The organism is Telluria sp. RT2P19 (assembly GCF_059685725.1).
The window spans coordinates 37,972-63,080 of sequence record NZ_JCASIL010000025.1 but is presented as its reverse complement, the minus strand read 5'-3'; the positions used below and the strand labels follow the sequence as shown (position 1 = coordinate 63,080).

Annotated in this window: 22 protein-coding genes and 1 tRNA gene; 17 read left to right on the top strand and 6 right to left on the bottom strand. The window is 65.5% G+C overall.

Annotated elements, in window-relative coordinates:
* The first annotated feature begins 7 nt into the window (after window positions 1-7).
* From tolQ to AC56KW_RS23440, 8 genes are all read left to right on the top strand, one after another.
* Window positions 8-691, top strand: a complete 684-nt coding sequence (gene tolQ, locus AC56KW_RS23475) for a protein TolQ (RefSeq protein ID WP_137173565.1) — start codon at window positions 8-10, stop codon at window positions 689-691.
* Window positions 692-727: 36 nt separating this feature from the next.
* On the top strand, window positions 728-1,159 hold the full coding sequence (locus tag AC56KW_RS23470; RefSeq protein WP_109344254.1) for a biopolymer transporter ExbD: 432 nt from the start codon (window positions 728-730) through the stop codon (window positions 1,157-1,159).
* 10 nt (window positions 1,160-1,169) lie between these two features.
* Entirely contained in the window at window positions 1,170-2,171 is a 1,002-nt protein-coding gene (gene tolA / locus AC56KW_RS23465) for a cell envelope integrity protein TolA (protein WP_497173042.1), read from the top strand.
* 31 nt (window positions 2,172-2,202) lie between these two features.
* Entirely contained in the window at window positions 2,203-3,474 is a 1,272-nt protein-coding gene (gene tolB, locus AC56KW_RS23460; RefSeq protein ID WP_497173041.1) for a Tol-Pal system beta propeller repeat protein TolB, read from the top strand.
* A 35-nt stretch (window positions 3,475-3,509) separates the two neighbouring features.
* Window positions 3,510-4,034, top strand: a complete 525-nt coding sequence (pal, locus tag AC56KW_RS23455; protein ID WP_497173040.1) for a peptidoglycan-associated lipoprotein Pal — start codon at window positions 3,510-3,512, stop codon at window positions 4,032-4,034.
* Window positions 4,035-4,147: 113 nt separating this feature from the next.
* Complete coding sequence (gene ybgF, locus AC56KW_RS23450; RefSeq protein WP_497173039.1) at window positions 4,148-4,903, top strand: tol-pal system protein YbgF; 756 nt, start codon at window positions 4,148-4,150, stop codon at window positions 4,901-4,903.
* A gap of 78 nt (window positions 4,904-4,981) precedes the next feature.
* Window positions 4,982-5,057, top strand: a tRNA-Lys gene (locus AC56KW_RS23445).
* Window positions 5,058-5,160: 103 nt separating this feature from the next.
* Window positions 5,161-5,418 (top strand): hypothetical protein, encoded by a 258-nt coding sequence (locus AC56KW_RS23440; RefSeq protein ID WP_497173038.1) that lies wholly within the window; start codon window positions 5,161-5,163, stop codon window positions 5,416-5,418.
* An 18-nt stretch (window positions 5,419-5,436) separates the two neighbouring features.
* Here the strand turns inward: AC56KW_RS23440 and AC56KW_RS23435 are convergent, their stop codons facing one another.
* The 3 genes from AC56KW_RS23435 to AC56KW_RS23425 are packed head-to-tail and all read right to left on the bottom strand — an operon-like array spanning window position 5,437 to window position 8,401.
* Complete coding sequence (locus tag AC56KW_RS23435; RefSeq protein ID WP_497173037.1) at window positions 5,437-6,249, bottom strand: ABC transporter ATP-binding protein; 813 nt, start codon at window positions 6,247-6,249, stop codon at window positions 5,437-5,439.
* 11 nt (window positions 6,250-6,260) lie between these two features.
* Window positions 6,261-7,202 (bottom strand): nitrate ABC transporter permease, encoded by a 942-nt coding sequence (gene ntrB / locus AC56KW_RS23430; RefSeq protein ID WP_497173036.1) that lies wholly within the window; start codon window positions 7,200-7,202, stop codon window positions 6,261-6,263.
* 29 nt (window positions 7,203-7,231) lie between these two features.
* Window positions 7,232-8,401, bottom strand: a complete 1,170-nt coding sequence (locus tag AC56KW_RS23425) for a CmpA/NrtA family ABC transporter substrate-binding protein (RefSeq protein WP_497173061.1) — start codon at window positions 8,399-8,401, stop codon at window positions 7,232-7,234.
* A gap of 794 nt (window positions 8,402-9,195) precedes the next feature.
* Between AC56KW_RS23425 and AC56KW_RS23420 the strand changes: the two genes are divergently transcribed.
* The 5 genes from AC56KW_RS23420 (at window position 9,196) to AC56KW_RS23400 (ending at window position 11,285) form a co-directional block, all read left to right on the top strand.
* On the top strand, window positions 9,196-9,390 hold the full coding sequence (locus AC56KW_RS23420) for a hypothetical protein (RefSeq protein WP_497173035.1): 195 nt from the start codon (window positions 9,196-9,198) through the stop codon (window positions 9,388-9,390).
* Window positions 9,391-9,408: 18 nt separating this feature from the next.
* Window positions 9,409-9,780: a hypothetical protein gene (locus AC56KW_RS23415; RefSeq protein ID WP_497173034.1), complete on the top strand. Its 372-nt coding sequence runs from the start codon at window positions 9,409-9,411 to the stop codon at window positions 9,778-9,780.
* Between the two features lie 183 nt (window positions 9,781-9,963).
* Window positions 9,964-10,308 (top strand): ATP-binding cassette domain-containing protein, encoded by a 345-nt coding sequence (locus tag AC56KW_RS23410; protein ID WP_497173033.1) that lies wholly within the window; start codon window positions 9,964-9,966, stop codon window positions 10,306-10,308.
* A 90-nt stretch (window positions 10,309-10,398) separates the two neighbouring features.
* The gene (locus AC56KW_RS23405; protein ID WP_497173032.1) at window positions 10,399-10,599 is read left to right on the top strand and encodes a hypothetical protein; all 201 of its coding nucleotides are present in this window, start codon (window positions 10,399-10,401) and stop codon (window positions 10,597-10,599) included.
* A gap of 59 nt (window positions 10,600-10,658) precedes the next feature.
* On the top strand, window positions 10,659-11,285 hold the full coding sequence (locus tag AC56KW_RS23400; RefSeq protein ID WP_497173031.1) for a DUF3526 domain-containing protein: 627 nt from the start codon (window positions 10,659-10,661) through the stop codon (window positions 11,283-11,285).
* A 97-nt stretch (window positions 11,286-11,382) separates the two neighbouring features.
* Here the strand turns inward: AC56KW_RS23400 and AC56KW_RS23395 are convergent, their stop codons facing one another.
* Window positions 11,383-13,131 (bottom strand): methyl-accepting chemotaxis protein, encoded by a 1,749-nt coding sequence (locus AC56KW_RS23395; RefSeq protein WP_497173030.1) that lies wholly within the window; start codon window positions 13,129-13,131, stop codon window positions 11,383-11,385.
* Window positions 13,132-13,389: 258 nt separating this feature from the next.
* On the opposite strand from AC56KW_RS23395, the gene AC56KW_RS23390 reads away from it, so the two are divergent.
* The 4 genes from AC56KW_RS23390 (at window position 13,390) to AC56KW_RS23375 (ending at window position 17,353) form a co-directional block, all read left to right on the top strand.
* Window positions 13,390-14,790: an L-cystine transporter gene (locus tag AC56KW_RS23390; protein WP_497173029.1), complete on the top strand. Its 1,401-nt coding sequence runs from the start codon at window positions 13,390-13,392 to the stop codon at window positions 14,788-14,790.
* Between the two features lie 119 nt (window positions 14,791-14,909).
* Window positions 14,910-15,674 carry a histidine phosphatase family protein gene (locus tag AC56KW_RS23385; RefSeq protein WP_497173028.1) on the top strand — a complete coding sequence of 255 codons (765 nt, stop codon included), beginning with the start codon at window positions 14,910-14,912 and terminating at the stop codon, window positions 15,672-15,674.
* Between the two features lie 9 nt (window positions 15,675-15,683).
* The gene (locus tag AC56KW_RS23380) at window positions 15,684-16,697 is read left to right on the top strand and encodes an NAD(P)H-hydrate dehydratase (RefSeq protein WP_497173027.1); all 1,014 of its coding nucleotides are present in this window, start codon (window positions 15,684-15,686) and stop codon (window positions 16,695-16,697) included.
* Window positions 16,698-16,966: 269 nt separating this feature from the next.
* Window positions 16,967-17,353, top strand: coding sequence for a hypothetical protein (locus tag AC56KW_RS23375; RefSeq protein ID WP_497173026.1), 387 nt, complete (start codon window positions 16,967-16,969; stop codon window positions 17,351-17,353).
* A 112-nt stretch (window positions 17,354-17,465) separates the two neighbouring features.
* On the opposite strand, the gene AC56KW_RS23370 is transcribed toward AC56KW_RS23375, so the two are convergent.
* Window positions 17,466-21,638: an ATP-binding protein gene (locus AC56KW_RS23370; protein ID WP_497173025.1), complete on the bottom strand. Its 4,173-nt coding sequence runs from the start codon at window positions 21,636-21,638 to the stop codon at window positions 17,466-17,468.
* Window positions 21,639-21,891: 253 nt separating this feature from the next.
* Entirely contained in the window at window positions 21,892-25,092 is a 3,201-nt protein-coding gene (locus AC56KW_RS23365) for an efflux RND transporter permease subunit (protein WP_497173024.1), read from the bottom strand.
* Window positions 25,093-25,109: the final 17 nt, after the last annotated feature.

The window sequence follows — 25,109 nt, the reverse complement described above, 5'->3', positions numbered from 1 at the left end:
TTAAGCCATGACCGCAACCCATGACCTGTCGTTTGTCTCGCTGATCGCCAACGCCCACGTGCTGGTGCAATTGATCATGGCTTTGCTGTTACTGCTGTCGATCGTCAGCTGGACGTATATTTTCCGCAAAATATTCGCGATCCGTGCTGCGCGGGCGCAAACCGAGCAATTTGAACGCAGCTTCTGGGCCGGCGGCAACCTGCACACCCTGCACCAGAGCGCCAGCAGCCAGCGCGACCAGAGCGGTCCCCTGGCCCGCATCTTCGAAGCCGGCATGGGCGAATTCATCAAGGGCAAGCAGGCCTCGCGCGAAGCACTCGACATGAACTCGGTCCTCGACGGCGCCCGCCGCGCCATGCGCGCCTCGTTCCAGCGCGAACTCGATTCGCTCGATACCCACCTGAACTTCCTGGCCTCGGTCGGATCGGTCTCGCCCTACATCGGCCTGCTGGGTACCGTCTGGGGCATCATGAACTCGTTCCGCGGCCTGGCCAGCGTCGAGCAAGCCACCCTGGCGGTAGTCGCTCCCGGCATCGCCGAAGCGCTGATCGCGACCGCGATCGGCCTGTTTGCCGCGATCCCTGCCGTGGTGGCGTACAACCGCTTCACCCACGACATCGACCGCCTGGCGAACCGTTTCGAGAGCTTTGTCGAGGAATTCTCGAACATCCTCCAGCGCCAGTCGCGCTGATCGGCTGCCCCTTACGGAGAATCGGGAGAAATTCGGATGGCATTTTCAAGCAGCATGCGCGGTGGACGTCGCCGCAAGTTCAAGTCCGAGATCAATGTCGTGCCATACATCGACGTGATGCTGGTGCTGCTCATCATTTTCATGGCCGTGCCGGCCAATGAGGCGCCGAGTGTCGTCAACCTGCCGCGCGCCGAGAAATCCGCACTGCCGCCGGACACCTATATCCAGATTTCCATCGAGCCGGGCAACAAGCTGTCGATCGGCGTGCACGGCAAGGTGAAGGTCGCCCAGGACGAAGTGGCCGACCGCTCCGCCCTGCTCCAACGCCTGCGCGCCCTGCACGAAGAAAATCCGGACTTTCCGGTCCTGATTGCAGGCGACCGTGACAGTAAGTACGACGACGTGATCCAGCTGATTTCGGAAGCCAAGAAGATGGGCATCAACCGGGTCGGCCTGGCCACCCAGTGACGCCGACGATATGACCGCACCGAAGTCCGCCAACAACGGCACGCCCTATTACGTGCCGCCTGAACCGAAACCGCTGCCATCGTTCCTGCTGGCAGTGGCGGTGCATGCGGCGCTGCTGGCCTTCCTGGCGATCGGCGTGAGCTGGCAAAAGGTCAATCCGGTGACGGTCGAGGCCGAGGTGTGGGATATGGCGGTGCAGACGGCGGCGGCGCCCGAATTGCCGCCGGAGCCGGCGCCGGAGCCCGAGCCGGAGCCGGAGCCGGAACCAGCGCCGGAGCCGCCGCCACCTCCGCCACCGGAGCCGGTGGTGGAACGTCCTGCGCCGACGCCGGATCCCGAGATCGCGCTGCGCGAGGAAAAGAAGCGCAAGGAAGAAGCCGCGAAGAAGGAAGCTGCCGAAGCGAAGAAACGCAAGGAAGCGGAAGAGCGCAAGCGCGAAGAAGCCGAGCAGAAAAAGCGCGCGGAAGCCGAGGAGCGCAAGCGCGAGGAAGCCGAGCAGAAAAAACGCGACGACGCCGAACAGAAAAAACGCGAGGAAGCCGAGCGCGAGAAGAAGGAAGCAGCCGAGAAGAAGAAAGCCGACGCCGCTGCCGCCGAGAAAAAGAAAAAGGACGCCGCTGTCGCCAAGGCCGAAGCCGCCAAGCTCGAGAAGTTCCGCCAGGAAGAATTGAAGCGCATGGCCGGCGCCATGGGCAGTACCGGCACCGCCGCGAAGTCGACCGGTCCGCGCAGCGATGGCGGTTACATCGCCGCGATCACGGCCGCGATCAAGAGCGCGACGGCGTATCCGGGCAACACCGACGTGGCCGGCAATCCGCGCGCCACGTTCCGGGTGGAGCAGCTGCCGACCGGCGAAATCATGTCGGTGCGCCTGGTGAAAAGCAGCGGTGTGCCAGAATTTGACAGAGCAGTGGAAAATGGTATCAAGAAAGCATCTCCGCTGCCCAAGAAGAAGGACGGGACCGTGGAGCGTACGCTTGACGTGAATTTCTCGATGAAAGACTACGATTGATTCGGTTTGAACCTGTTTTACTAGAGACACCATGAAAAAACTTCACATTTTGCTGTTCAGCGTCTCCTTGGCGATGGGAACGGCAGCCAATGCGCAGATCCAGATCGAGATCGCCGGCGTCGGCAGCAACCAGATTCCGGTCGCCATCGCGGCCTTTGCCGACGAATCCGTCGCGCCTGATAAAGTGTCGGCCGTCATCCGCGCCGACCTGGAGCGTAGCGGCGTGTTCAAGGTCATCGACGCCGGCCAGGTGATCAGCGACGCCGACGTCGGCAAGGTCAACCTGGGCGCATTCAAGGCCAGCGGCGCCGACGCGCTGGTGGTCGGCAGCGTAGCGCGCCAGCCGGACGGCCGTTTCGCGATCCGCTACAAGCTGCTCGATACCGTCAAGGGCGGCGAGATCTCGCAGCTGGGCGGCGAAGTCCAGCCCCGCTACACCCGCCTGCAGGCGCACCGCATCGCGGACGACGTCTATGAAAAGCTGACGGGCGTGCGCGGCATCTTCTCGACCCGCATCGCTTATGTGAAGGAAGACCGCGCGGCGAGCCGCTTCGCGCTGGCCGTGGCCGACGCCGACGGCGAGAACGAAATCATCGCCACCCAGGGCAAGGAACCGATCATTTCACCGGCCTGGTCGCCGGACGGCATGAAGGTTGCCTACGTCTCGATGGAAAACCGCAAGCCGGTCGTCTATCTGCAAGACCTGATGACCGGCCGCCGCAACGTGATCTCGAATCAGAAGGGCAACAATTCGGCGCCGTCGTGGTCGCCGGACGGCTCGACCCTGGCCGTGGCCCTGTCGCAGGACGGCAATACCGAAATCTATACGGTCAATTCGAGCGGCACCGGCCATCGTCGCCTGACCAACAACCCCGGCATCGACACCGAGCCGCAATTCTCGGCCGACGGCCAGACCATTTACTTCACGAGCGACCGCAGCGGCGGTCCCCAGATCTACAAGATGAGCGTCTCGGGCGGCAACGCCACCCGCGTGACGTTCAATGGCAACTACAACATCAGTCCGCGCGTGTCGTCCGACGGCAAGACGCTGGCCTGGATTTCGCAGCGCGGCGGCGCTTTCTCCTTATACGCGATGGACCTGGCAAGCGGCCGGGAACTTCGCCTGGCCGATGGGGCCACCGAACCGAGTTTTTCGCCTAACGGCAAGTACATCATGTATGCAACCAAGGGCGGCGGGCGCGTCTCGCTTGCAGTGGTGTCTGTGGATGGACGGGTCAAGCAACGCTTGACGACCAAAGCGGGAAACATTCGGGAGCCCAGCTGGGGTCCTTTCATGAAGTAACGAAGTAAAACCTTAACCAGAACAGGAGAAAATCCATGCGCAACTTCAAGAGTCTCGCTTTCATCGCTTCCGCTGCCGCCCTGCTGGCCGCTTGCTCGTCGCCAACCAAACTGGAAGAAACCCCAGTCGTTGAAAAGTCGCCAGAGCCAGCAGCACCCGTGGCTGACACCCGTGATATCCGTCCAGTGGAAACCGGCACCGTCGACCCACTGAACGATCCGAAAGGCGTCCTGGCCAACCGTAGCGTCTATTTCGACTACGACAGCTTCGTGGTCCGCGCCGACGGCCAGCCAGTGGTCCAGAACCACTCGGGCTACCTGACCAAGAACACCTCGCGCAAAGTCCTGATCCAAGGCAACACCGACGAACGCGGCGGCACCGAGTACAACCTGGCCCTGGGCCAGAAGCGTGCCGAAGCCGTCCGTCGCTCGATGTCGTCGCTGGGCGTGTCGGAAGGCCAGATGGAAGCCGTCTCGCTGGGCGAAGAAAAGCCAAAAGCAACCGGCAGCAACGAAGAAGCGTGGGCTGAAAACCGCCGCGCGGACATCGTCTATCAATAATCGATTCGGCTGATCCAGCCGAACAGGTTTGATTGACAGGGGGCGGGACGCAGTGCAGACTGCTACCCGCCCCTTTTATCTCAGCAACCGGATTAGTAGAAAGAGCAACGCTTATGATCAAACTGTCCCCGTCCCGCATCGCCTGCCTGATCCTGGCCGCCTGGATGCCGCTGCAGGCCGCGGCCGGCCCGTTCGACGACGACGAAGCGCGCAAGGCGATCCTGGAGCTGCGCACCAAGGTCGACAACATCACGCGCGACCTGAGCGCGCGCATCGACGGCAAGTCGGACAAGACGGTCCAGATCGAGATGCTCAACCAGCACGAGCAGACCATGCGCGAGATCGCGCGCCTGCGCGGCCAGATCGAAGTGCTGCAAAACGAATTGTCGAAGGCCCAGGACAGCCAGAGACAGCTGTACGCCGACCTCGACGCGCGCCTGAAGCGCGTGGAACCGCGCCAGGAAGTCATCGACGGTCAGACCGCCGAAGTGATGCCGACCGAGAAGACCGCCTACGAGGCCGCCACCGCCATGTTCCAGTCGGGCGACTACAAGGGCGCCTCCGTCGCGCTGCAGGAATTCGTGAAGGCCTATCCGCAATCGGCATATGCGTCGAATGCACAGTACTGGCTCGGCAACACCTATTACGCCCTGGGCGACTACAAGAAGGCCATCGCGGCCCAGCAAGTCGTGACCACGACGTATGCGACCAGCCCGAAGGTGCCGGACGCGATGCTGAACATCGCCAGCAGCTACGCCCTGCTGAAGGACAACAAGAACGCGAAGAAGTCGCTGCAGACGCTCGTGTCCAAGTATCCCGATTCGAGCGCGGCGCAGACGGCGCGCGACCGGCTGGCGTCGCTGAAGTAAGCCTTGGGGCTTGAAGTCGACCTGATTCGGCTCGGCAATTGACAGGTGCGAGGTCGCGCCCTATAATCTTGCTTCTTCGGGTCGTTAGCTCAGTTGGTAGAGCAGCGGACTTTTAATCCGTTGGTCGCGTGTTCGAGCCACGCACGGCCTACCAAAGATTCAACGAAAACGCCAGCCTTCGGGTTGGCGTTTTTGTTTATCGCTTATATTTTGCATTCCACGCTTCATTCACTTATCCACCCAGGGACGATCGCGCCATGACCTATGAAGACTTTCTTGATGAAGTAACGACCCTGCTCACCGAAATGTACGAGCTGAGCGACGAGGCGGCGATCAAGCTGGTGGTCGATGCGCAGGACGCCGAGTACTTCGTCGCGCACGACGACCAGGAAGAACTGCGCACCGTCGCCCAGGCCAAGCTCGATGCGGTCGCGCTGTTTGAAGCCAAGCAAAACCGCAATCAGACGCAGCGCAAGCAGCAGCAGCGTCATGCGCAGAAGAAGAAGCCTGCCTGATTCCCCGTCAGCCAAGAGTCAGGCCGTTTCCGCCGCCGGATGCGCCTGCTTGCGATACAAGAACTCCAGTACCGCCTTGCGCTGCTCGGCATAGCGCGCATCCTGCGCCAGCGCCACCCGATCACGCGGCCGCGCCAGGTCCACCTCGACGATCTCGCCGATGGTCGCCGCCGGCCCATTGGTCAGCATGACGATCCGGTCCGACAGCAATACCGCCTCGTCCACATCGTGCGTCACCATCACCACGGTCGACCTGGTGGCGGCCACGATCTTGAGCAGCTCGTCCTGCAGATGCGCGCGCGTCAGCGCATCGAGTGCGCCGAACGGTTCATCCATCAGCAGCACCTTCGGCTCCATCGCCAGCGCCCGCGCGATGCCGACGCGCTGCTTCATGCCGCCCGAGATCTCGTGCGGCCGCCTGGCCTGCGCGCTCGATAAGCCCACCAGCCCCAGCGCGCCCAAGGTACGCTCACGCAGCTGCGCGCGCGATTCGGTCGCCCCAAACACCCGTTCCACACCAAGATGGATATTCTCGTAGCACGTCAGCCACGGCAGCAGCGAGTGATTCTGGAACACCACCGCCCGCTCCGGCGACGGACCCGCGATCTCGCGATTCGCGCACAATAGCACGCCCGCCGTCGGCCTGAGCAGGCCGGCAATCAGGTTCAGCAAGGTCGACTTGCCGCACCCCGAGTGCCCGATGAGCGTGACGAACTCGCCCTTGCGCACGGCCAGGTCGATCCCCTGAAGCGCGTGGAACACGCCCTTCTTCGTGTGGAACGCCATCTCGACGCCGGTGATGTCGATGAATCTGGTGTGAAGGTCTTCCATGATCGCGCTCCTCAGTTAGCCACTTGTTCATGCGTCAGCGCCCGCGCCAATGCCACCAGCGCCTGCTCCAGCAGCAGTCCCACCACGCCGATGACGACAATGGCGATGATGATGTTCGCCACATTCAGGTTGTTCCACTCGTCCCACACCCAGAACCCGATGCCCACGCCGCCGGTCAGCATCTCGGCCGCCACGATCACCAGCCAGGCCGTGCCGATGGCGAGGCGCACGCCGGTCAGGATGTAGGGCAGCGCCGAAGGCAGCAGGATCTTGGTCAGGATCTTCCATTCCGACAGGTTCAGCACCCGCGCCACGTTCATGTAGTCCTGCGGCACGCGCTGCACGCCGACCGCGGTGTTGATGATCATCGGCCAGATCGAGCAGATGAAGATCGACCAGATCGCCGCCGGGTCGGCCGACTTGAACACCAGCAGGCCAATCGGCAGCCAGGCCAGTGGCGACACGGGTTTGAGCAGGCTGATGATCGGGCCGAACATGCCCGCGACGAATTTCACGCGGCCGATCACGAAGCCGAGCGGGATGCCGACCGCCGCCGCCAGCCCGAACCCGACAGCGACGCGCTTGAGCGACGCCAGGACGTTCCAGCCGATGCCCTGGTCGTTCGGGCTGTTGTGATAGAACGGATCGGCGAACAGCTTGAGCGCCTCCTGGAAGGTCACCAGCGGCGACGGGAAGCTCTCGTTGCGGGTCGCGATCAGTTGCCACACCAGCACGACGAAGGCGATGCCCACCAGCGGCGGCAAGACCGCCTTGACCGCCCGCGCAAACAGGTGCGCGCCATGCGCGCCCGGCGCCGGCCTGCGCACCGGCGCTATGGCGTTGGCGGCGTTGGCGGCGTTGGCGGCGCTGGCATCGACCGCAAGCGGCAGCGTCACGATCGTCGCGCCGCCACCGGCCGGCTTGTGGAGTTCGGATTTCAGGACAGCGTTCATGGCATTCCCCTATTCAAACAAGATGAAAATCAGACCCTGACCTTGAACGACGCGGCGTAGGCTTTCGGATCCTTGCCGTCCCAGACGCTGCCGTCCATCAGCTTTGAACTACGCATCGGACTGCTCGGCACCGGAGCCCTGGCCAGCGTCGCCGCGTCCTTGTACAACGCGACCTGGTTGACCGCGGAGGCCACCGCCAGGTAATCCGGATCCTGCTTCAGCAGGCCCCAGCGACGATGCTGGGTCATGAACCACATGCCGTCCGACAGATAAGGGAAATTGACCGCACCGTCGTTGTAGAACTTCATCGAATTCGGGTCGTCCCAGGTCTTGCCCAGGCCATTCTGGTAGCGGCCCATGATGCGTTGGTCGATCGCGTCCTTGCTGGTGTTGACGTAGGACTTGGCGGCGATGGTCTCGGCCATCTTGTTCTTGTTGGCCATCGAGGCGTCGATCCAGCGCCCGGCCTCGATGATCGCTGCCATCATCGCGCGGCAGGTGTTGGGGTGCTTCCTGGCGAATTCCAGCGTCGATCCCAGCACCTTCTCGGGGTGGTCGCGCCAGATATCCTGGGTCGTCACGGCGGTGATGCCGATGCCGTCCATGATGGCCCGGTGGCCCCACGGTTCGCCCACGCAGAAGCCGTCCATATTCCCGACCCGCATGTTCGCCACCATCTGCGGCGGCGGCACGGTGATGACCTTGGCATCTCTCATCGGATCGATGCCGTTGGCCGCCAGCCAGTAATAGAGCCACATGGCGTGGGTGCCGGTCGGGAATGTCTGTGCGAACGTGTAGTCGCGTTTCTCGGTACGCATCAGCTTGGCCAAAGACTGGCCGTCCACCGCGCCTTTGGTTGCCAACTGCTTGGACAGCGTGATCGCCTGGCCGTTGTGGTTCAGGCCCATCAGCATCGCCATGTCCTTGCGCTGGCCGCCGATGCCCATCTGGACGCCGTACAGCAGGCTGTACAGCACGTGGGCCGCGTCCAGGTCGCCATTGGCGAGCTTGTCGCGCACGCCGGCCCACGAAGCTTCCTTGCTCAGCACGAACTTGACGCCATATTTCTTGTCGAATCCCAGCACCGAGGCCATTACCACCGATGCGCAATCGGTCAGTGGAATGAAGCCGATCTTGATCTCGGTTTTTTCCGGCTTGTCCGACCCCACCGCCCACACGCCGCCTGTCGCCAGCCCCATCAAGCTTCCTCCCGCCACCAGACCTGCACCACGGATCACCTTCCTGCGCGCGACATCGACCTCGTCAACGCCCGCCGTCGCTACGCTCTTTGCTTCAAGCTTCTGATTTTTCATTGCAATCCCAAAGTAGTCAGGCAAAAAAAAAGACGCGTACCCAACATGAACGCATTCATGTTCCGGTAGACGTCGTTGTCTTGATGGGCACTACCGTCATTGGCGGCACCGCAGCGCTCCGTTGCGCTGATGCTTGATACGCAATGTTTGTGCCAGCTGCCGCACAAGGGGCGACGCATGGAACTCTCCCATCGACGCACCGTCCAATGGCGCAAACAGCGCACTGCGATTGCGCAGCGCATCATTTTGGACGACCGGTAAAGCGTCATGCGATATTGGCGAACGCGCCCTTCTGCTCATGCGCGCGACATGCTAGGATCAATTGTTGCCGCCTCAAAACATCAATTGCGTCAATCGTGCGCCTCTTGTATATACGTCGCGCACATGTAAAATAAATAACGTCCAGAACGCAGCCAGGCTCGCGTGCCTCGTTACCGTCCCGGATCCCGAATTCGACGCTTTGTACTGGCATCCGCATGTCACGCATCCATCGCCCGCTCCATTCCTTCCAACGCCACCTGACCGGTGCGGCGGCGCGGTACAGTTGTCAGTCAGCTCCCGCTACGGCCCAGCGCGCAGCACGCGCCTGAACGTCGAACCATATTCGTATTCCGCCCGGCCCATGCCGGCCATTTATTTATTTGCCATTCTCTATTTCGAGACGGCGCTGGAGTCTACCTATGAACACCGAACACACCGAACGCCACCATTCTTCCATCCATGCCGCGACCGCCGTCGACCGCAGCAACCCAGGCGCCCCGAAACGCGGCATCGCGAAAGATATCGTCTCGAGCGGTCGTCGCCTGCGCACCCGCATCGGCGTCATCGTCGCTGCCTGCATCGGCCTGACCGCGCTCTTGATCGCCCTGGAATAAGCGCTGGATGCGACCCGGTTGTCGATTCGATCGCCGCTGGGCTATACCGCCCCGCATCATCGTCGACCGGGATCGCATGCAGTTCCAGGCCACCAGTGGCCGGCAGTTCGCACACCGCTGCGCCGCGTGCTGGCCCGCCAGTGCGCGCTCATCCTGGTCCTGCAACTGGTGGGCGCCTCGTTTCCCGAGCATGACCTGTCCGAGCAGCTGTCCGGCTGCGTCAGCTGCCAGATCGCTTCCCATTCCATCGCGGCCCTTCCCGCGCTGCCGCCAGAACTGCTGGCGATCCTCCTCGTCATCGCTTTCATCCTCGCACGCCTGCCGCCCCCCGCGCCGGTCGTTCTGCGCCGCTACCTGATCGCATCCCGCCAGGCGCCGCCGCGCCACTGATCCGTCCCTGATTTCCTCGCAGGTCGCCTCCAGCCTGCGAGCACGCCGCGCATTCGCGCGCGGCGTGCATCCTGCGCGCGCTGCTGCTGCCGGCTGGCGGTCTGTGGCTGCGCCGCCCACTGTTTCGGCACCACCACCAAGGACCACGAAGACCATGCATCCCCTGCCCTGGAAGCCAGCGGCGTGACCGTTGCCTATCACTCCTATTCGATAGGCATGCGCCAGGAGGTCGCGATCGCGCTGGCCATGACGCGCCAGGTGCCGGTATTGCTGCTCGACGAGCCCACCACCGGCCTCGATCCCAAGCAAGCAGCGAATTCAACGCGCTGCTGCAAGGCTAGCGTGCGCGCGGCAGCGCCATCTTCATGGTCACGCACGACCTGCTCGGCGCGGCTGAGGGGCCGACCGCATCGGCTTTCTGGAGCGCGGCCGATCAGCGGTGAAGTCGCGGCCAGCGGCGCCGAGCGCCGACTTCGCCTTCGTGCTGGCGTTCCTGGCGCCGCTGTTCGTGATCGCGCTGATGCATGACCTGGTGTCGAGCGAGCGCGAAGCGGGCCGCCTGCGCCTGCTGCCCTCCCTCCCAATCGGCGCCGCCGATACCTGGCGCCGGCGGCAGGCTTGCGCTTCGTCCTGGTGTGGCTGGCCGCCCTGCTGCCGCTGGCCTGCGGCGCGCTGGTGGCCGGCGCCGGCCTGGCGAGGTCTGCTGCGATTGCGCTGGTGGCAACGCTCTATCCGGCCTTCTGGTTCGGCCTGGCGAGCCTGGTGGCCGCGCGTGCCCGTACCTCGAGCAGCGCGCCGCGATCCTGCCGGCCGGCCTGATCGGCCTGACGACGATCCTGCCGACCCTGGCCGAGGCCGCCATCGCGCGCCTGGCGCCGGTGTCCACAGGCGTCGAACTGGCGCCGGCCCAGCGCCAGGCGGTGCACGCGGGCGGGGACATTGCGCAACCGGGGACCTTTGCCAAGTTCTTCATGAGCCACCCGGAATGGAACACCACGGCGCCGGTCGAAGGGCGCTTCCATTGGAAGTGGTATTGCGCGATGCACCAGGCGGGCGACGATGCGGTGGCGGCGGATGTGGCGCAGTACCGCGCCAGCATGCGCTCGCGCGAAGACTGGACGGCGCGCGTCGGATTGGTGCTGGCGGCGGTGAACGTGCAGGTGCTGCTGCACCGGCTGGCCGATTCCGACCTGGCGGCGCAACTGGCTTACCAGGACCGGATCGCCGCGTATCACGCGCAGTGCGATTCTTCTATCCGCATCTGTTCGAGGACCGGGCGTTTACGCAGGCCGATCTGGCGAGACTGCCGCGGTATGCGCATGTGGCGGCGCGCCGATCCGTCTGCCGGTTGGCCATTTACCGGCGCTGGGCATCGTGGCGCCGGGCATCGTGGCGCTGGCGCTGCTGGCGATCGGGCCAAGCACCCTGCGCACCCCACGCTGACGACCTATTCGTTGCCCCCAAAAACGTCGTCCCCGCCTGCGCGGGGGACGAGGTGCTGCTGACTAACCCGCTACGACACGCTGCTGATCAAGGCGGGAACGCCGTACTGCTGACTCAATAAAAAAGCCAAGGGAAGCCACTGGCCGGCTTTCCGCTACATCAGAACTCTTCCCAACCGTCGCCAACGTCCGCGGTTTCAGCTTTCTTCGACTTCGCAGCAGCCGCAGGCGCTTGCGCCTTCGGCGCGGCCGGCGCCGCCTTGGCCGCCGGTTTTGCCGCCGATTTTACAGGCGCCTTCGCCACCACCGCCGGCAAGGTCGTCGTCACCCGCGGCGGCGCCACGCTGGCGCGGCTGGTAACCGCATTGGCCAGCTTGAACGCGCCCACGGTCTGCGCCAGCGCCGTCGCTTCTTCCTGCAGCGAGGCTGCCGCCGCCGACGCTTCTTCGACCAGCGCCGCGTTCTGCGTGGTCACCTGGTCCATCTGCGCCACGGCGCCGTTGATCTGCTCGATGCCGGCGGTCTGTTCCTGGCTGGCGGCGGTGATCTCGGCCATGATATCGGTCACCCGGTTCACGCTCTGCACGATCTCGGCCATCGTCGAACCGGCGCGGTCGACCAGTTCGGAACCGTGGTGCACCTTGTCGACCGAATCGTCGATCAGGAGCTTGATTTCCTTGGCCGCCGCCGCGCTGCGCTGGGCCAGGCTGCGCACCTCGCCCGCCACCACCGCGAAACCGCGGCCCTGCTCGCCGGCGCGCGCCGCCTCGACGGCCGCATTCAGCGCCAGGATATTGGTCTGGAACGCGATACCGTCGATGACGGCGATGATGTCCACGATGCGGGTTGCCGAAGCGTTGATCGCACCCATCGTCTGCACCACCTGCTCGACCACCGCGCCGCCCTTGCCCGCCACTTCCGAGGCCGAGGTGGCCAGGGCGTTGGCCTGGCGTGCGTTATCCGCATTCTGTTTGACGGTCGAGGTCAGTTCTTCCATCGACGAAGCGGTTTCTTCCAGCGAACCGGCCTGCTGCTCGGTGCGCGACGAGAGGTCGAGGTTGCCGGCCGCGATCTGGCTCGAGGCAGTGGCGATATTGTCGGTGCCGGTGCGAACCTGGCTGACGATCTTCACCAGCGAATCGTTCATCTCCTTGAGCGCCTTGAGCAGGCGGCCCGTCTCGTCGTTCGAGGTCACTTCGATGTTCTGGGTCAGGTCGCCCTTGGCAACCGCGCCGGCGATCGCGACCGCCTGCTCCAGCGGACGCACGATGGCGCGCACCAGCACCCAGCCGACGAAGGCGGCCATGACCAGGCCGAACACCAGGCCGCCCAGGCAGACCGCGCGCACCAGTTCGAAGGTCGACTGCGAGGCCAGGTACTCCTTCAGCGCGGCATCTTGCTGTTCCTTGATCAGTTTGGCGCCGAGGTCGTTCAGCGGTACGTACAGGCGTGTCATCGGACCATTCAGGAGAGCAATCGCCCCGATGTTGTCGCTGGCGCGGATCGCCGCCGCCGCCGGCTGCAGGCCCTGCTCCAGGAAAGCCTTGCGCGCCGCGCTGAACTGCTCGATCAGCGCGCGCTCGGCGTCGTTGTTCGCCATCTGCGTGTACTGCGCCCACAACTTGTTGACCGCCGCGCTATTGGCCTCGACCGAGACCAGGGCTGCGTTGCGCTGGCCCGGATCCTCGATGTTGACGGCCTTCGCGATGGCAAGCTGGTTGGCGGTGATCAGCTGGGTGACCTGGCCGACCTGGTTCAGGCCCACCAGGCGGTGGTCATACATCTGCTTGAGCTCCGTATTGGCGATGCCGAGGTTATAGATGCCGATGACCGCGCCGGCGATCAGTTCGACTGCCAGGAAGGCGATGACGAAGATGAGGCGCGACTTGATGCTGAGGTGTTTGAACATGATTCGCTGGCCTTAAGCCCATGGGTAAGAAATGTGGTATCCATTGGATTATAGAAACATTGTTGGCCTTATGGGAAGTATTGGGTATTTCCTTGTGTTATCACTTCTCGTCCGTCGCAGTGCAGCAACAGATGCCTTGAGCGGCGATATCTGGTCGACCATAGGCTGCAACCCGCTAAGCAAATCTAGCAATAGCACTACGGCAAAACATTTTTGCCGATAGAATGGCGCGATTCTCCGCCCCCCATCCTGAGCTTTATGACATTTCCTGTCCTCTTGAACCTGGCCCTCGCGTTGGCCGGCTGCGCACTTCTTTATGCCCTGCAGGCCCGGCACGCCTCGTTCACCAAGCGCGTATTCGCCGGCCTGGGACTCGGCGTCGTGTTCGGCGCCGGGCTGCAGGCGGTGTACGGCGCCGGCTCGAGCGACATCGTGGCCACCAGTGCCTGGCTGGACGTGATCGGCAGCGGCTACGTGAAACTGCTGCAGATGATCGTCATCCCCCTGATCATGGTCTCGATCGTGCAGGCCATCCTCAAGCTGCGCGATGCGGCATCCCTTGGCAAGATCAGCACGCTCACCATCGGCATCCTGCTGGTAACGACCGTGGTCGCGGCCATGATCGGCATCGCGATGGCCAAGCTGTTCGGCCTGTCCGCCGTCGGCCTGACGGCGTCGACCGCCGAAGTCGCGCGCGGCGAGTACCTGCAGGGCAACCTCGCCACCGCGCGCGAATTGTCGCTGCCGTCGCTGCTGCTGTCCTTCATTCCGGCCAATCCCTTCCTCGACATGACCGGCGCGCGCAAGACCTCGACCATCGCGGTGGTGGTGTTCGCGGTCTTCATCGGCATCTCGGCGGTCGGCATTGCCGGCAAGAAGCCGGAAGTGTTCCAGTCCTTCGGCGGCTTCGTGCACGTCGCCCACGTGATCGTGATGCGCATGGTGACCCTGGTGCTGCGCCTGACCCCGTTCGGCGTGTTCGCCCTGATGGCCAAGATGGTGGCCGGCTCCAGCCTGCAGGACATCCTCGGCCTGCTCAATTTCGTGGTCGCCTCGTATGCCGCGCTGGCGCTGATGTTCTGCGTGCACCTGGCGATGGTGGCCGGGGCCGGGCTCAATCCGCTGCGCTATGTGAAGAAGATCTTCCCGGTGCTGGTGTTCGCCTTCACCTCGCGCACCAGCGCCGGCTCGATCCCGATGAGCGTGGCGACCCAGACCGCGCGCCTGGGCACGCCCGAAGGCACGGCCAATTTCGCCGCCTCGTTCGGCGCCACCATCGGCCAGAACGGCTGCGCCGGCATCTATCCGGCGATGCTGGCGGTGATGATCGCGCCGACGGTCGGCATCGATCCGTTCACCGCCGGCTTCCTGTTGCCGCTGCTGGCGATCGTCGCCTTCGGCTCGATCGGCGTGGCCGGCGTGGGCGGCGGGGCCACCTTCGCGGCCCTGATCGTGCTGTCGGCGATGGACTTGCCGGTGGCGCTGGCGGGCCTGTTGATCTCGGTCGAACCGCTGATCGACATGGGCCGCACGGCGCTCAACGTCAGCGGCTCGATCGCGGCCGGCAGCGTCACCAGCCGCGTACTTGGCCAGACCGATATGCGGGTATTCCAGGACGACGCCGACATTAACCTCGACAGCGAGGAACAGGCGGTCTGATGCCGTAATTACCCGCCGCCGAGCAGGCCGATTGCACTGCAGCAATCGGCCGCAATCGTGCGCTGACGCGTTGCCGAATCCGTCAAGATGACGGCATGTTAACTTTTCGGCGGGCAGCAATGGAACAAAAGTGGCCACAGGAAATCTGGCTGGTCAGGCATGGTCAGAGCGCTGGCAATGTCGCGCGTGACCTGGCAGAGGCCGCCGCCGGGCACCGCATCGACATTGCCGAACGTGACGTCGATGTACCGCTGTCCGAATTGGGCGAGCAGCAATCCGAGGCCCTCGGCGCCTGGTTCGCCTCCCTGCCGCCGCACCGGCGCCCGAATGTGGTGCTGCACTCGCCCTATGTCCGCGCGGCAGAAACCGCCAATATCCTGATGCGGCGCCTCGACCGCGACGAGCTGGCCTGCGTCCACGAAGACGAGCGCCTGCGCGAAAAAGAGTTTGGTGTGCTCGACCGGCTCACCACGCACGGCATCGCCCACCACTTCCCCGATCTGTACGAGCAGCGCCACCACGTCGGCAAGTTCTATTTCCGCCCGCCCGGCGGCGAAAGCTGGTGCGACGTGATCCTGCGCCTGCGCAGCGTGATGGACACGCTGGAACGCGATTTTTGCGGCGACCGCGTGCTCATCGTTGCGCACCAGGTGACGGTCAATTGTTTCCGCTACCTGTTCGAGCATTTGAGCGAAGCGCAGATCCTCGAATTCGACCGTGCCGGCGATGTGCCGAACTGCTCGGTCACGTCCTATGAATACGACCCCGGCAAAGGCAAGCGCGGCGACCTGGCGCTGCGCCTGCTGAATTTCGTGGCGCCGCTCGAAGTGACCGGCACTCCCGTTACCGTCGCCAAGGACTTGCCGACCTCGCCCGCGGCCTGACGCTACCCCATGAACGCCACCATCCATGCAGACACCGTGCACGACCTGGACGCCAGCCTGCTGCGCGCCTGGCCGCTGCCCCAGCCCGAGGCCGAGGGCGACAAGGAATTGCGCGGCCACGTGCTGGTGCTGGGCGGCTCGCGCGAAATGCCGGGCGCCGTCATCCTGGCCGCCACCGCGGCCTTGCGCGCCGGCGCCGGCAAGCTGACCATCGCCACCGGCGCCAGCGTGGCCCAGCTGGTGGCGCTGGCCATGCCTGAGGCGCGCGTCATCGGCCTGCACGAGAACGAGACCGACGGCTTCGACCTCGGCGCCCTGGACAGCCTCGATCCACTGGCCGACAAGGTCGACGCGGTGCTGGTCGGTCCCGGCATGCGCGATGCGCCGTGCACCGCGCGCCTGGTCCACGCCCTGCTGCCGCGCCTGGCCGATGCCGAGGTCGGCCTGGTGCTCGACGCCTGCGCCATGGACGTCATGCTGCACACGCCGCTCGACTGGCCCGAGGGCAAGCCGATGCGCTTCGAGCGCCCGGTGGTCATGACGCCGCACTGCGGCGAAATGGCGCACCTGACCGGCCTCGACAAAGAATGCATCGTGGGCCAGCCCGATACGCCGGCGCTAAAGGCGGCGCGCGACTGGAATGCCGTGATCGCGCTCAAGGGCGCACGCACGGTGATCGCGGCGCCGGACGGCACGCTGTGGCAGCACGAAGGTGCGGGCAATATCGGCCTGGCCATTTCGGGTTCGGGCGACGTGCTTGCCGGCATCATCGCCGGCCTGGTGGCGCGCGGCGCTCCGCCTGAACAAGCCGCCTGCTGGGGCGTGGCCCTGCATGCACGTGCCGGCGACCGCCTGGCGGAGCGCTTGGGTACCCTAGGCTATTTGGCGCGGGAAATTTCATTGGAAGTTCCCGCGCTGCTGGAACAACTCGGCCGCAGCGGCGACGGCCAGCGTCCGGGCCAGCGCGCGGCCGACAAGGACGCGGCCCGTCATGTGCCGGGCGACGAACAGCTGGGCGCTTGACGCCTGGCGACCAAAAAACTCTGTAAAAAATGTTACGGAGTTTCGCAAGAGTGCGGTATCTAACGAACCGGCGACCGGGGTTCCGGTTTAATGGACGCAGTTGGATTGAAGTACGCACCGGGGCCGCGTATTGCGTCGGTTCCCTGAGTGTTCCATCCATGAATTGCAAATGGGCGGGACTAACTGGCGCCGCGGATTGCCAGTGCGCCGATTGAACGATGCGCTGGACACACTGCGGCATAAAGATAGACGTAAACGAGGAGTTCAAAATGAATGCAATGACCAAAGCACCAAAAATCCTGTTGACCGCCGCCGTCCTGGCTTCGCTGCTGGGCGCTTGCAAACGCGACGACGCAGCCACGACCACCACCCCGGCCGACACCTCGGCGACCATGCCGAGCAGCACCTCGGGCGCCACCGGCACCACGGGTGACGTGGGCACCGGCGCCACCGGCACCGGCACCACTGGCACCGGCACCGACATGGGTACCGGCACCACCGGTGCGACCGGCACCACCGGCGACACCAGCGGCGCAACGGGCACCACCGGCGCGACCGGCACCACCGGCACCGGCACCGCCGAGGGCGCCACCGGCACCACCACCACCGATCCGGCGACCACGACCACCCCGCCGACCGGCACCACCGGCCAGTAATCGACTGGCAGGCTGCGAACGGCGCCCTGCTTCACGGGCGCGTTCGGGAAGTACTTCGCACCCGGCTCCTCACGGCCGGGTTGTTTTTTTCAGGGCAGCGCGCGACATCCGCCTAGGCGCTCGTCGGCATCCTTGCAGCGACAGCGCCGATCAGGTTTTCCACCATCGTGAAATCGGCCGGCTTGGTCAGGTGATGATCGAATCCCGCCTCGCTCGAATTGCGCCGGTCCTGTTCCGCGCCCCAGCCGGTCAACGCCACCAGCGTCGCCGCTTCCATGCCGGCGATGCGACGCATCGCCTCGGCCGCCTCATAGCCGCTCATGTCGGGCAAGCCGATGTCCAGGAACACGACTTGCGGCAAGCCTTCTTCGGCCAGGCGCAGCGCCGCCGCGCCGTCGTGGGCGACGCTGACGGCATGGTCACTCATCTCGAGCAGGGCTTGCAGCGTTTCCGCCGCGTCGACATTGTCATCCACGACCAGGATGCGCAGCGCGCCGGCCGGCGGGTTGGCGACCGCTGCCTGCGCGGACGCGACGGCGGGCAGCGCCGCCTGCGCATCCGGCGGCAACGGCAGCCACACCGTAAACCGGCTGCCCATGCCTGCGCCGGGGCTGCTTGCCGCCACGCGGCCGCCGTGCAGCTTGACCAGGCGCTGGACCAGGTTCAGGCCGACACCCAGGCCGCCCTGCGCCATCTCGGCGCCAAGGCCGACCTGCGCATACATGTCGAATACCGTCTCGAGCGCCTGCGCGGCGATGCCGATGCCGTTGTCCGACACGTCGATCATCAGTTCGCCCGCATCGACCCGGGCCGCGATCTCGATCGCACCGCCTTGCGGCGTGTACTTGGCGGCGTTGTTGAGCAGGTTGCTCAGGACCTGCGCCACGCGGTGGCGATCGGCCTGCAGCGCCAGCGGTTCCTGCGGCAGGCGCAGCGACAGCGCGTGCCTGCCGGCGTCCACCAGCGGCATGCTCATGTCGACCGCCTCGCGCACGACGTCCGCCAGCAGCACGCGCTCGAGCTTGAGGGTGACCTTGCCCTCGGCCAGGCGCGCCATGTCGAGCAGGTCATCGACCAGATGGACCATGTGGTCGACCTGGCGCCGCATGATCGCCTGCACGTCGCCGCCCGCGGCGCCGATGCGCATCAGCTCCAGTCCCGAGCGGATCGGCGCCAGCGGGTTGCGCAGCTCGTGCGCCAGGGTAAACAGGAAGTCGCTCTGCGCGCGGTTCTTCCGGCCCAGCTCGTTTGCCAGGCGCTGCAGCTCCTGCTCGGCATGCTTCTGCCTGCCGATGTCGAGGGTCACGCCGTCGAAGCGTTCCGGCCGGCCTTGTTCGTCCAGGCCGCACCAGCCGATGGCGCGCAGCCAGCGCCGCACGCCGCCCACGACGGTGCGAAACTCCAGGTCGAGCGGCACGCCGGCGCGCAAGACGTTTTCCACGCTGCCGGCCAGGCGTTCCCGGTCCTCGGGATCGACCGCCGCCAACAGCTCGCCAACCGGCGCCGGCCTCGAGGCATCCAGGCCGAAGTGCTCGGCCATCTCGGCATTGAGCTGGAGGCTGGCGAAAGGCGCATCGGCATACCAGACGCCGATATCGCCGGCCTCCGACACCCGTTCGAAACGTTCCTGCAGGAGCTTGCGCACCTGGATATCGATCACGGTGCCGACGTAGCCGTCCGGCTCCCCTAGCGCATTGGTGCGCGGGAGGCCGGCGTCGATGAACCAGCGATAGCTGCCGTCGTTGCGGCGCAGCCGGTAGTCGATCGAGAACGGTTCGCGCGCCGCGCTCGCGGCCAGGAAGATCTCGCCGGCGCGCTGGCGATCGTCCGGATGGATGTTCTCGAGCCAGCCGAAGCCCAGGTCCTGCTCGGGCGTGCGGCCGGTATAGTCGTACCAGCGCTGGCTCAGGTAGGTGCACCGGCCGTCGTTATCGGTGGTCCACAGCATCGCCGGCGAGGCGTCGACCAGGGCCCGCACATGCGCTTCGCGCGCGCGCGCCTCGCGCTCCATCTGGCGCCGTTCGCGGCCCAGCGCCACCTGCGTGTGCACCCTTGCCAGCAGCTCGTTGGCCGAGAACGGCTTGACCAGGTAATCGTCGGCGCCGGCCTGCAAGCCCTCGACCTTCGCTTCCTCGCCGGCGCGCGCCGACAGCAGCATCACCGGCAGCAGGCGCAATGACTCGCTGGCGCGGATCTTCGCGATCAGGCCGAAGCCGTCCAGCTTCGGCATCATCACGTCGCTCAGCAGCAGGTCGGGCGGATCGCCAAGCGCCATCTCGAAGGCGGCCTGGCCGTCGGCGCAGGCGCGCACCTCGGCATGCGGCTCGAGCAGCGCCTTGAGGTAGGCGCGCATATCGTTGTTGTCGTCGGCGATCAGGATGCGCGGACGCGCCCCGCCGGCACCGTCGCCGCCGCCGCCCGGCTGCGCCTCGGCCGGCGCGGCCGCGTCGTCGTCCGGCAGCCAGCGCAGCGCTTCCTCCACGAAGGCGGCGCCCATGCGCTGGCGGTCTTCCAGGTCGTTCGGCGCATGCAGGATGCGGTCTTGCGGCAGGTGGGCATGGCCGAACGGCAGGTCGACGTCGAAGCGCGTGCCTTCGCCCAGGACACTGGAGACGGCAATGGTCCCGCCGTGCAGGCGCACCAGTTCCTGGATCAGGGCCAGGCCGATGCCGGTGCCTTCATAAGTGCGCCCCGGCGCGCCCTCGATGCGGTGGAAGCGCTCGAACATGCGCGGCAGCTCGTGTTCGGGGATGCCGGCGCCGGTGTCCTGCACCGACAGCCGCGCCATGCCGGCGTGCTCGCGCAGGCGTACCGTCACGTTGCCGCGCAGGGTGAACTTGAAGGCGTTCGACAGCAGGTTGAAGACGATCTTTTCCCACATGTCGCGGTCGACGCACACCTTCTGCCCCAGCTCCTGCAGGTCGAGCGTGTAGTCCAGGCCGCCCTTGGCCATGGCCGATTCGAACACGCCGGCCAGGTCGAGCGTCAGGCGCGCCAGGTCGACCGCCACGTAGCTGGCCTGCACCCGGCCGGCCTCGATGCGCGAAAAGTCGAGCAGCGAGTTGACCAGCTTGAGCAGGCGCAGCGCATTGCGGTGGGTGACCTCGATGCGCCTGCGCTGGCCGGCGCTCATGCTGTCCGGGCCATCGGCCAGGGCGTCTTCGAGCGGGCCCAGGATCAGGGTCAGCGGCGTGCGGAATTCGTGGGAGACATTCGAGAAGAAGGCGGTCTTGGCGCGGTCGATCTTGGCCAGCTCCTCGGCGCGGCGCTGTTCCTGCTCGTAGGCGACCACATTGCCCACCGCCGTATTCACGGCCGCGCCCAGCAACTCGTAGAAGTTGCGGTACTCGGCGTCGAGCGTGCGGCGCACGCTCACGCCGGCGACCACGAAGCCGAACAGGTCTTGCTGGCCGGGCAGCGACAGCGGCAGCACCAGGGCCGAGCGGGGCGGGTCTTCGTAGGGTCCGCAGGCCACGCCGGCCAGGCGCGCGGCCACGTCGTCGACCTGCTCCGCCGCGTGCGATGCGACGCAGCGCGCGAACGGCCAGCAGGCGTCGTCGAGCGGCGCCGTGGCCGGCGCCAGCGGGCTGTCGCCACGCAGCCCCGCCCCACCACGCAGCGCCAGTTCGCCGCTGTCCTGGTCGATCTGGTAGAACAGCAGGAAAGGGACGTCGGCCTGCATGCGCTCGGCGTGGACCGTCAGCTGCCGGCCGATCTCGGGGATCGAGCGGGTCGAGGCCAGGCTGGCGGCCAGGTCGCGCAGGCCCTGGGTGCGGCGCCCGCCCAGTACCTGGGCCGTGGTTTCGGTGATCGGGTGGAAGATGCCGCCGACCGCCCCCGTCTCGTCACGGATCGGCGAGAACGAGAAGGTCATGTTCGCCTCCTCGAGGTAGCCGCTGCGGTCGAGGAACATCTGCTGGTCCTTGATATACGCGCCCTCGCCCTGGTGCGCGCGCTCGAAGGCGGCCCCCACCACCGGCAGCGCCGAGGCCCAGATCACCTTGAACGGCGCCCCCATCGAGGCCGGATGCAGGTCGCCGCAGATTGGGCGGTAGGCGTCGTTGTAGATCTGGATATCGTCCGGGCCCCAGCACACCAGGATCGGAAAGGTCGAGGACAGGCACAGGCTGACCGAGGTACGCAGGCTCTGCGGCCATTCGGATAGCGGTCCCAGCGGCGTTGTCGACCAGTCCATGCTGCGGATCAGCTCACCCATCTCCCCCCCGCCGGCAAGCCAGTTCAGGTCGGAAGTGGAAGAAGATGACAATGCTGGGGACGGCGACATGGATGGAACCTTGCTGAGGGAATGAACGACGCGAATGGCTGCGGCAGGCCGCCACTGCGCTGCAGGTCGATCGACATCGATTCAACTGCAGAGCGTCTGCTATTAGAACATATATGGCAACAAGACCAGCGCCCAGGCCGGGTCGTGACACCAATCCTGGTTGCATCTTCGCAAAAAAGACGCCACGACGAGCGCGAGGCTGGTCGTGGCGTCGGGAGCTGCCGGGCGGCGGGCGCCGCCCGCCAGGCCCGGATCAGGCCGGCACGGTCTTGCCGCGGCCGATAACGAAGCGGCCGATCCGCACGATGGTGCGATAGACGAGGCGCACGAAGGTCAGCGTCAGGATCGCTTCCACGAAGGTCATCACGAACGCCGGCAGCGCATTCCAGCGCGCGGCGCGGCGGCCATACTTGGCCAGCATGCGGTCGCGGGCGATCTCGATGCTGTCGTAGAAGGTCGGCACCACCAGCAGGGTCAGCACGGTCGAAGTGATCGTGCCGCCGATGATGGCGATCGCCAGCGGCTGGTAGAACTCGCCCGCGTCGCCGAAGGCCAGCGCCACCGGCAGCATGCCGGCGATCAGCGCGAAGGTCGTCATCAGGATCGGACGCAGGCGCTTGCGGCCGGCCGCCATCAGCGCGTCCTCGCGGTCCATGCCTTCGTGCTCGAGCGCGCGCGCCGCGTCCAGCAGCAGGATCGCATTCTTGGCCACCAGGCCCATCAGCATGATGATGCCGATCATGCTCATCAGGTTCAGCGTATGCCCGGTGATGATCAGCGCCAGCACCACGCCGATCAGCGACAGCGGCAGCGACAGCATCACGCCGATCGGCGCGGTGAACGAACCGAACTGCATCACCAGGATCAGGTACATCAGGGCGATGCCCGAGACCAGGGCGATGATCATCTCGGTGAACAGTTCCTGCTGGTCTTCGCCCGATCCGCCCAGCGCCAGGCCATAGCCCGGCGGGAAATCGAAGGTACGCGCCAGCTTCATGGCATCCGCCGTGACCTCGCCCGGCGAGCGGCCCTGGGCGTTGGCCGACACCGTGATCATGCGCTCGCCGTTCTTGTGGCGGATGGCCGACGGGCCCTTGCCCATGGTGATGGAGGCGATCTGGTCGAGGGGCACCATCATGCCGGTGCCGCCGACCGAGATCGGCAGGCGCTCGATGCTCTCGGTGTTGATGCGGTCGTCCGGATGCAGGCGCACCGCGACGTCGCGCGTTTCGCTGGTCGGGTCGACCCAGTCGCCCACCTCGATGCCGGCGAAGGCCACGCGCAGCGACTGGGCGGCGTCGTTGACCGAAATGCCCATCATATTGGCCAGACCACGGTCGAGCACGATCTGCAACTCGTTCTTCGGATCCTGTTCGGACAGGGTGACGTCGACCGCGCCGGGCACTTCGCGCAGCTTGACCATGAAGGCATTGGTCAGTTCCATCAGCTTGCGCGAATCCGGGCCGCTGAACTCGATCTGCACCGGTTTGCCGTTGCCGCTCAGGTCATCCATGACCACGTACTCGGCGCCGACCAGGCGGCTGATCTTTTCGCGCAGCTCGACCGCGACCTCGGATGCGCTGCGCGCACGCTGGCGGCGCTTGCCGATGTCCACGTACACGCGACCGCCATTCAGGTTGACGTTGCTGTTGGTGTCCTCGGTCTCGGGCAGGGTGCGCGCCAGTTCGGCGGCGGCCTCGACCTTGCGGCGCGCGTATTCGACGCTCGACGAGGCCGGCACGCGCACCTCGACCATGATGGTGCCCGAGTCCATCTTCGGCAGGAAGCTCGAACCACCGAACGTCGAGTGCAGGGCAATCGCGCCGGCAAAGCTTGCCAGGGCGATGAAGCCCATCCAGCGGCGATGGTGCAGCGCCCAGGCGATCACGTGGCCGTAGCGGTCGGCCTGACGGTCGAACCAGTGGTTGAAACGGTCCAGCACGCGGCCGATGCCTTTCTTGGGCGCGCTGTGGTGGTCTGGAGGGTCGCCCCAGTAGGCCGACAGCATCGGGTCGAGCGTGAACGAGATGAACAGCGACACGATCACCGAGCAGGTCACGGTGAGTGCGAACGGACGGAACCACTCGCCAGAGACGCCCGGCATGAAGGCCACCGGCACGAACACGGCCATGATGGAGAAGGTCGTGGCGGCCACGGCCATGCCGATCTCGGCGGTGCCTTCGAGGGCCGCGGTGCGGCGGTCGGAGCCCATCTCCATGTGGCGCACGATGTTTTCGCGCACCACGATCGCATCGTCGATCAGCACACCGATCGCCAGCGACAGTCCCAGCAGGGTCATGAAGTTCAGCGTGAAGCCGCACAGCCAGACCGCGATGAAGGCCGCCAGCACCGAGGTCGGCAGGGCCAGCGCGGTGATTAGGGTCGAGCGCCATGAGTTAAGGAAGGCATACACGACGAACACGGTCAGCACCGCGCCCAGCACCAGCGCCTCGATCACGTTGTTCAGGCTCGACTGCGCATCTTCGCCACCATCGCGGGTGACTTCGAGCTTGGTGCCTTCAGGCAGGTGCTGGCTCGCTTCCTTGACCACCTCGTGCACCTTCTTGGCCAGGGCGACCGTGGAAGCGTCGCGCGAGCGGGAGATTTGCAGGCCAACGTTCGGCTTGCCGCTGCGCATCGACAGGCTGTTGATATCGGCGAAGCCATCCTGGATCTCGGCCACCTGGTTCAGGCGCACGATGGTCTCGCCATTGCGCTTGACCACGATTTGCGAAAAGTCCTCGGGACGCTCGATACGGCCGACCAGGCGGATGCCCTTCTCGTCCAGCTCGCTGCGCAGCTTGCCCACCGGCGCATTGGTATTGCCGCTGCGCAGGGCGTTGGTCACCTCGGTGACCGACACATTGAATTCACGCAGCTTCTCGGCGCGCAGCAGCACCGACAGCTCGCGCCGCAGGGCGCCGTTGACGGCGACCGTCGAGACGCCGTCGATGGCGCGGAACTGGTCGGCCAGCACGTCTTCGGCGTAGCGCGAGATCTCGGCATGGCTCTGGGTGCTCGACGAGAGCGCCAGCGACATGACCGGTTCGGCGGCCGGGTCGATCCGCCGCAGCACCGGTTCGCGCATCTCGATCGGCAGCTTGTAGCGCACCGCGGCGATCGCATTGCGCACGTCGTCCGACGCTTCGATCAGGTTGCGGTCGAAATCGAACTCCATCCAGATCGAGGCGCCGCCCTCGTAGGAATTGGAATTGACTTCGGTGACGCCCTGGATCGCCTGCATCTGCTTCTCGAGGCGGTTGGTGATCTCGCGCTCGGACGTCTCGGGCGAGGCGCCCGGATACGGGATGTCGACGACGATGACGGGGATGTCGACGTCGGGGTTCTGGTTGACGCGCAGCTTGGACAGCGCGAGCAGGCCGATGGCCATCATCGCGACGATGATGACGATCGTCGCGACCGGTTTCTTGACACTGAAATTGGACAGGAACATGGTTGTTTTTCCTTATG

Coding starts and splice junctions, on each gene's coding strand:
- AC56KW_RS23395 (WP_497173030.1), bottom strand. CDS start 13,131: ATGTTCAAACACCTCAGCATCAAGTCGCGCCTCATCTTCGTCATCGCC.
- AC56KW_RS23435 (WP_497173037.1), bottom strand. CDS start 6,249: ATGGAAGACCTTCACACCAGATTCATCGACATCACCGGCGTCGAGATG.
- AC56KW_RS23425 (WP_497173061.1), bottom strand. CDS start 8,401: ATGGGGCTGGCGACAGGCGGCGTGTGGGCGGTGGGGTCGGACAAGCCG.
- AC56KW_RS23390 (WP_497173029.1), top strand. CDS start 13,390: ATGACATTTCCTGTCCTCTTGAACCTGGCCCTCGCGTTGGCCGGCTGC.
- AC56KW_RS23380 (WP_497173027.1), top strand. CDS start 15,684: ATGAACGCCACCATCCATGCAGACACCGTGCACGACCTGGACGCCAGC.
- AC56KW_RS23470 (WP_109344254.1), top strand. CDS start 728: ATGGCATTTTCAAGCAGCATGCGCGGTGGACGTCGCCGCAAGTTCAAG.
- AC56KW_RS23370 (WP_497173025.1), bottom strand. CDS start 21,638: ATGTCGCCGTCCCCAGCATTGTCATCTTCTTCCACTTCCGACCTGAAC.
- AC56KW_RS23375 (WP_497173026.1), top strand. CDS start 16,967: ATGAATGCAATGACCAAAGCACCAAAAATCCTGTTGACCGCCGCCGTC.
- tolB (WP_497173041.1), top strand. CDS start 2,203: ATGAAAAAACTTCACATTTTGCTGTTCAGCGTCTCCTTGGCGATGGGA.
- tolQ (WP_137173565.1), top strand. CDS start 8: ATGACCGCAACCCATGACCTGTCGTTTGTCTCGCTGATCGCCAACGCC.
- AC56KW_RS23440 (WP_497173038.1), top strand. CDS start 5,161: ATGACCTATGAAGACTTTCTTGATGAAGTAACGACCCTGCTCACCGAA.
- AC56KW_RS23365 (WP_497173024.1), bottom strand. CDS start 25,092: ATGTTCCTGTCCAATTTCAGTGTCAAGAAACCGGTCGCGACGATCGTC.
- ybgF (WP_497173039.1), top strand. CDS start 4,148: ATGATCAAACTGTCCCCGTCCCGCATCGCCTGCCTGATCCTGGCCGCC.
- AC56KW_RS23385 (WP_497173028.1), top strand. CDS start 14,910: ATGGAACAAAAGTGGCCACAGGAAATCTGGCTGGTCAGGCATGGTCAG.
- tolA (WP_497173042.1), top strand. CDS start 1,170: ATGACCGCACCGAAGTCCGCCAACAACGGCACGCCCTATTACGTGCCG.
- AC56KW_RS23420 (WP_497173035.1), top strand. CDS start 9,196: ATGAACACCGAACACACCGAACGCCACCATTCTTCCATCCATGCCGCG.
- pal (WP_497173040.1), top strand. CDS start 3,510: ATGCGCAACTTCAAGAGTCTCGCTTTCATCGCTTCCGCTGCCGCCCTG.
- ntrB (WP_497173036.1), bottom strand. CDS start 7,202: ATGAACGCTGTCCTGAAATCCGAACTCCACAAGCCGGCCGGTGGCGGC.